This is a genomic window from Desulfamplus magnetovallimortis, assembly GCF_900170035.1.
In the GTDB taxonomy this organism is placed as follows: Bacteria; Desulfobacterota; Desulfobacteria; order Desulfobacterales; family Desulfobacteraceae; genus Desulfamplus; species Desulfamplus magnetovallimortis.
The window spans coordinates 1-525 of the sequence record NZ_LT828644.1 but is presented as its reverse complement, the minus strand read 5'-3'; the positions used below and the strand labels follow the sequence as shown (position 1 = coordinate 525).

The 525-nt window shown below is 39.6% G+C and carries 1 protein-coding gene; it reads left to right on the top strand.

Features of this window, described 5'->3' with window-relative positions:
- The coding region (locus tag MTBBW1_RS29325; RefSeq protein ID WP_222424214.1) for a hypothetical protein at positions 1-211 on the top strand (211 nt) is incomplete at its 5' end.
- Positions 212-525 lie beyond the last annotated feature (314 nt).

The following is a 525-nucleotide window of genomic DNA, read 5'->3' as shown; positions in this document are numbered from 1 at the left end:
TCTGTCATTTAAGAATGGTGTGGACACTGGAAAAAACTTGCCCCCTTGGCCCACCTCACGAAGAGTTGCCACAGGCCGCCTGAATTGGATTCTGGCTCTTTTTCTTTTCCAAGTAGCAATGTTTTCTTTCATTGGAGGGTCAATTTTTGTCCGGTGGATGGGTCAAGAATTTACCGATGCTAACAAGCATGAAGTTGGGCTACCGCCATAAAGCGAGACAGTTTGAATCGGTTAATGAGATTCTTTTAGGGCATAAGCTTATAAACAACAAGCCTTTGAAGAGGCTTTTTATTTGGGGTGCCCCGATTTATGATTTTTAGAGCTTGGTAAAAATAGATAGTTATTTCAGGTAGTTATGTTTTGGTGGGCTTTATTGGGTTCATACGTATGAACTCAGAATATATCTTCGGAAGGGAATTAAGCAATTCAACTGCTCTTCCCTATATAATAGCCTTAGCGTTTTGTCAATAAAAACATCAGAACACCCTTTAAAATCAGTACTGTATCAATTTAAGTGAGCAAAGG